General features: G+C 60.1%; 6 protein-coding genes. 3 read left to right on the forward strand and 3 right to left on the reverse strand.

Annotation, left to right across the window (positions count from 1 at the left end):
- The 3 genes from AC1DH9_RS19850 to AC1DH9_RS19860 all read right to left on the reverse strand — a co-directional run.
- Window positions 1–1074: NADH:flavin oxidoreductase (locus AC1DH9_RS19850; RefSeq protein WP_477808636.1), on the reverse strand; the 1074-nt coding region annotated here is incomplete at its 3' end.
- A 188-nt stretch (window positions 1075–1262) separates the two neighbouring features.
- Window positions 1263–1745 carry a glutathione peroxidase gene (locus AC1DH9_RS19855; protein ID WP_427544337.1) on the reverse strand — a complete coding sequence of 161 codons (483 nt, stop codon included), beginning with the start codon at window positions 1743–1745 and terminating at the stop codon, window positions 1263–1265.
- Between the two features lie 124 nt (window positions 1746–1869).
- Window positions 1870–2355 carry an FKBP-type peptidyl-prolyl cis-trans isomerase gene (locus AC1DH9_RS19860; RefSeq protein WP_427530146.1) on the reverse strand — a complete coding sequence of 162 codons (486 nt, stop codon included), beginning with the start codon at window positions 2353–2355 and terminating at the stop codon, window positions 1870–1872.
- Here AC1DH9_RS19860 and AC1DH9_RS19865 point away from each other — a divergent pair.
- The 3 genes from AC1DH9_RS19865 (at window position 2324) to AC1DH9_RS19875 (ending at window position 5729) form a co-directional block, all read left to right on the forward strand.
- Complete coding sequence (locus AC1DH9_RS19865) at window positions 2324–2662, forward strand: DUF3565 domain-containing protein (RefSeq protein WP_427544340.1); 339 nt, start codon at window positions 2324–2326, stop codon at window positions 2660–2662. The two genes, AC1DH9_RS19860 and AC1DH9_RS19865, sit on opposite strands and share 32 nt — an antisense overlap.
- Before the next feature lie 61 nt (window positions 2663–2723).
- The gene (gene pta, locus AC1DH9_RS19870; RefSeq protein WP_216742425.1) at window positions 2724–4823 is read left to right on the forward strand and encodes a phosphate acetyltransferase; all 2100 of its coding nucleotides are present in this window, start codon (window positions 2724–2726) and stop codon (window positions 4821–4823) included.
- On the forward strand, window positions 4824–5729 hold the full coding sequence (locus tag AC1DH9_RS19875) for an acyltransferase (protein WP_477808637.1): 906 nt from the start codon (window positions 4824–4826) through the stop codon (window positions 5727–5729). It begins immediately after the preceding gene.
- The last annotated feature ends 191 nt before the right edge of the window (window positions 5730–5920 follow it).

Consider the following 5920-nt stretch of genomic DNA (forward strand, 5'->3'; position numbering starts at 1 on the left):
GAACGGCAGGATGTCCTGCTCGCGACCTTCGCGGACTTTCTGCGCCCAGTCCGGGTCGACCAGCAAGGCGCGCCCCACGGCCACCAGGTCGAACTCCTCGTTGTTCAAACGCTCCAGCAGGTTCTCCAGACTGGCCGGTTGCGCGACTTTGTCGGTGTTGACCATGAACTGCAGGAACTCACCGTCCAGCCCCACGCTGCCCACGGTGATGGTCGGCTTGCCCGTCAGTTTGCGGGTCCAGCCTGCCAGGTTCAGCTCGGAGCCGTCGAACTCCGGCTCCCAGAAACGCCGCGTCGAGCAATGAAAGATATCCACGCCGGCATCGGACAACGGCTGGAGAAATTCACCCAACGCCTCCGGGGTTTGCACCAGGCGCGCGGTGTAGTCCTGCTGCTTCCACTGCGAGTAACGGAAGATGATCGGGTAGCCCGGACCGACCGCCGCACGCACGGCCTGGATCAGCTCAATGGCARAGCGCGAACGATTGGCCAGGCTGCCACCGTATTCGTCGGTGCGCTGGTTGCTGCCTTCCCAGAAGAACTGGTCGACCAGATAGCCGTGGGCGCCGTGAATCTCGACGCCGTCCATGCCAATGCTCTGCGCGTCTTTGGCGGCCTGGGCGAAGGCCGCGATCACATCCTGAATGTCTTGTTGGGTCATGCCGTGAACCACGACCTGACCGTCCTTGAGTTTTTCCGATGGCCCGTAGCCCGGCACGCTGGCGTCCGGCTCGGTGCCGATGCGCCGAACGTTGCCGACGTGCCACAACTGCGGAACGATCTTTCCGCCTTCAGCGTGCACCGCCTCCACGACTTTTTTCCAGCCGGCCAACGCCGCTTCGCCGTAAAAGTGCGGGACATTCGGGTAACCGTTGGAGGCCTTGTGGCCAACCGTGGTGCCCTCGGTGATGATCAGGCCCACCCCAGCAGCGGCGCGCCGGCGGTAGTACTCGATGACCTTCGAATTCGGCACGCCCCCCGGGGAAAACGAACGGGTCATCGGCGCCATGACCACACGGGTCGGCAGCTCCAGGGCACCGAGGCTGAACGGTTTGAACAAGGCTTTGACAGGCATGCGGCACTCCATGGAGAGGCGAGGTTTATGACGGCGATAATATGGAGTGCGCGCAGCCCTGAATAGCACTATTGATTGCAGTGATTAAGGTTCAAAAGACGGGGGGGGTCTGTAGGAGCACGGCTTGCCGGCGATGGCGTTCTTGAGATCGCTATCGCCGGCAAGCCGTGCTCCTACGGGAGACAGGTTCAGACCAGAGCTTTTTCGATCGCCTGAACGATCGTCGGATCATCCGGCGCAGTACGTGGCGAAAAACGCGCCAGCACGCGACCATCTTTGCCGAGAAGGAATTTTTCGAAGTTCCAGGTGATGTCACCCGGGAATTCTGCGCCCTCGCCTGCCAACAACCGGTACAGTTGATGACGGTCGTGACCGTTGACTTCCAGCTTGCTGGACAGCGGAAAGGTCACGCCGTAGTTGAGGCTGCAGAACTCTTTTATCTCGCGTTCAGTGCCTGGCTCTTGCCCGGCAAACTGATTGCACGGCAACCCCAGCACACTGAAACCTTTGCCCTTGTATTGCTGGTAGAGGTTTTCCAGAGCAGCGTACTGTGGGGTCAAACCACACTTGGAGGCGACGTTGACCACCAGCACGACGTGCCCTTTGAAGGGCGCCAGAGGTAACTCCTGGCCATCCAAAGTCTTCAATGTAAGGTCGTGAAAAGCACTCATGACGAACTCCAAATTTCCCGTGTTCTTCTCGAAACAGCCTCTTGGCGATGTCGCCAAGGACAGCCGCGGACTAAAAAGGCGCCCCTCGGGCGCCTCTCCAGTTCTCGAAGCTTAGCGCAGAAAATCAGTGGTGATGGCCACCTTCGCCATGGACGTGACCATGAGCGATTTCTTCCTGGCTGGCATCACGGATGTCGATGATCTTGACCTGGAAGTTCAAACGCTGACCGGCCAACGGGTGGTTGCCGTCAACGGTCACGTCGTCGCCGTCCAGATCACGGATGGTGACGATTTGCATCTGGCCGTCTGGCGCGGAAGCGTGGAACTGCATGCCCACTTCCAGTTCGTCGACGCCTTCGAACATGCTGCGGCTCAGGGTGCTGACCAGTTCGGCAGCGTATTCGCCGTAGGCATCTTCAGGTTCAACGGAGACGTTCAGTTCGTCACCGACTGCTTTACCTTCCAGGGCTTTTTCCAGGCCCGGGATGATGTTACCTGCGCCTTGCAGGTAAACCAGCGGTGCGCCGCCGGCAGAGCTGTCGATGACCTCACCAGCGTCGTTGGTCAGGGTATAGTCGATGGAGACAGCCTTATTGGCGGCGATCAGCATGGGGCGAGACCTTTTGCATAAGAATATAGAAAGACCAAGTTTAGCGAAGCAAACGCCCGAAAGCGAACAGAACCCGGACGGACGGGTCGCTTCGGCAGGGTCGACGATCGAAGGCTTCCATCAGGACGAGGATGGCCACTGGGTTGTCGAGCTTTCCTGCGGCCATACCCAGCATCTGCGCCACCAGCCACCCTGGCAATCACGAGCCTGGGTTCTGGACCCCGCCAAGCGTATTGAAAAAATAGGCCAACCCTTTGATTGCGGTTGGTGCGCTCAAGGCTCGGTTAGCGATAACCTTGACGTCTGAAATATAGGTAGAAGGCCAGTCATAGGCGTTCACCCTTGCCATGCACCTCCAGAGAATCCGCATGCAAACTTTTTTTATCGCGCCCACCGATTTTGGTGTGGGTCTGACCTCTATCAGCCTCGGGCTGGTGCGAACCCTTGAGCGAGCCGGGCTGAAAGTCGGCTTCTTCAAACCGATTGCCCAGCCGCACCCTGGCGACACCGGCCCTGAACGTTCCACCGAACTGGTGGCCCGCACCCACGGCCTGAAGCCGCCGCAGCCGCTGGGCCTGGCTCACGTCGAGCGGATGCTCGGCGACGGTCAGCTGGATGAGCTGCTGGAAGAAATCATCACCCTGTACCAGCAAGCCGCCATCGGCAAAGACGTGCTGGTCGTCGAAGGCATGGTCCCGACCCGCAGCGCCAGCTACGCCGCGCGGGTCAACCTGCACCTGGCGAAAAGCCTGGATGCCGAGGTGATTCTGGTTTCGGCACCGGAAAACGAAGTGCTCACCGAATTGTCTGGCCGGGTCGAGTTGCAAGCGCAATTGTTTGGCGGTCCGAAGGACCCGAAAGTGCTCGGCGTGATTCTCAACAAGGTCAAAACCGATGAAAGCATGGAGGCTTTCGCCGCCCGCCTGAAGGAACACTCGCCCTTGCTGCGCAGCGGCGACTTCCGGCTGTTGGGCTGCATTCCGTTCCAGCCGGAACTGAACGCCCCGCGCACCCGTGACGTCGCGGACTTGATGGGCGCTCAGGTGCTCAACGCCGGCGACTATGAAACCCGGCGCATGAGCAAGATCATCATCTGCGCCCGCACCATGCGCAACACGGTCGAACTGCTCAAGCCCGGCGTGCTGGTGGTAACCCCCGGCGATCGCGACGACATCATCCTCGCCGTCAGCCTCGCCGCGATCAACGGCGTGCCGCTGGCCGGGCTGCTGCTGACCAGCGGCACCCTGCCCGACCCACGGATCATGGACCTCTGCCGAGGTGCCTTGCAGGCCGGTCTGCCGGTGTTGTCGGTGAGCACCGGCTCCTACGAAACCGCCAACCAGTTGAACGGTTTGAACAAGGAAATCCCGATCGACGACCGCGAGCGTGCGGAAATCATCACCGATTTCGTCGCCAGCCACCTCGACGCCAACTGGCTGCACCAGCGCTGCGGCACGCCGCGTGAAATGCGCCTGTCGCCGGCAGTGTTCCGTTATCAACTGATCCAGCGCGCCCAGGCGGCCAACAAACGTATCGTCCTGCCCGAAGGTAGCGAACCTTTGACGGTACAGGCGGCGGCGATCTGCCAGGCCCGTGGCATTGCTCGCTGCGTGTTGCTGGCCAAACCCGAAGACGTACAAGCGGTCGCGCGCGCCCAGGGCATCGAGTTGCCTGAGGGCCTGGAGATTCTCGACCCGGACCTGATCCGTCAGCGTTATGTCGAACCGATGGTCGCACTGCGCAAGACCAAAAGCCTCAACGCGCCAATGGCCGAGCAACAGCTGGAAGACACTGTGGTGATCGGCACCATGATGCTCGCGCTGGATGAAGTCGACGGGCTGGTGTCCGGGGTCATCCACTCCACCGCCAATACCATTCGCCCGGCATTGCAACTGATCAAGACCGCACCCGGCTGCACACTGGTGTCGTCGGTGTTTTTCATGCTGTTCCCGGAGGAAGTGCTGGTCTACGGCGACTGCATCATGAACCCGCACCCGAGTGCCAGCGAATTGGCCGAGATCGCCCTGCAAAGCGCCGACTCCGCCGCTGCCTTCGGGATCACGCCACGGGTGGCGATGCTCAGCTACTCCAGCGGCGAATCGGCCAGCGGCGAAGAAGTCGAGAAAGTCCGCGAGGCCACCTTGCTCGCCCACGAAGCACAGAACGCGCTGCTGATCGACGGGCCGTTGCAGTACGACGCCGCGGCCAACGAAGACGTGGCCCGGCAACTGGCGCCGAACAGTCAGGTAGCCGGTCGGGCAACCGTGTTCATTTTCCCCGACCTGAACACCGGCAACACCACTCACAAAGCCGTGCAACGCAGCGCCGACTGCGTCAGCCTCGGACCGATGCTGCAAGGCCTGCGCAAACCGGTAAATGATTTGCCGCGCGGCGCTCAGGTCGACGACATCGTCTACACCATTGCCCTGACTGCGATTCAAGCCGCCAACCGACCTATGGATGTTTAAATGCTGGATTCTCTACCTGCACCCTTGCGAGGCGTTATCGCCTCGCTGTTGTTGGCGCTGAACACGATCGTCTGCTGCACACCGCTGTTTGTCGTGGCAATCTTCAAATTGCTGCTGCCCTTCCCGACCGCACAGCGCTTCACCGACYGGCTGATGAGCCACATCCATGAAGCCTGGATCAGCAACAACAAGGCCTGGATGGACTTGCTCGGGCACACGCACTGGACGCTCAGCGGGCTCGAAGGCCTGGACTACCAGCACTCGTACCTGATCACCAGCAATCACCAGAGCTGGGTCGACATCATGGTGTTGCAGTACGTGCTCAACCGTCRGATTCGCCCGCTGAAGTTCTTCCTCAAGCAAGAATTGATCTGGGTGCCGGTGATCGGCCTGGCCTGGTGGGCGCTGGGCTTCCCGTTCATGAAGCGTTACTCCAAGGCCTATCTGGAAAAGCACCCGGAGAAGAAAGGCAAAGACCTGGAAACCACTCGCAAGACCTGCGACAAGTTCCGCAATAACCCGGTGGGGATTTTCAACTTCGTCGAAGGCACGCGCTTTACCGAAGGCAAGCACGCGCAGCAGCAATCACCGTTCCGCTACCTGCTCAAGCCCAAGGCTGGCGGTATTGCGTTTGTGCTGGATGCCATGGGTGAGCAACTGGAAGCCATCGTCAACGTGACCATTCACTACCCGGCTGGGCGCCCCGGTTATTGGGACCTGCTGTGCGGCAACGTGAAAGACGTGGTGGTGCACTTTCAGGAACTGAAGATCCCGCCGCAGTTCATCGGCAAGAACTACGACCAGGACGGCGTGTACCGCCTGGAGTTCCAGGGCTGGATCAACCAGTTGTGGGATGACAAGGATGCGCTGCTTGAGCAGATGCATCGCGAGTATTCCGGGAAGTAATCAGGTGTCTGTACCGGCCCTATCGCGAGCAGGCTCGCTCCCACAGTTAATTTKTTGTGAACACAAAATTTKTATTCAATAGAAACTCCATGTGGGAGCGAGCCTGCTCGCGATGGGGCCCGACCAGACACAAAAAAGCCCGCAGATGATTGCTCATCTGCGGGCTTTTTATTGGCAGCTAACGCTTAGAT

It is taken from the genome of Pseudomonas sp. 05T35 (genome assembly GCF_056396605.1).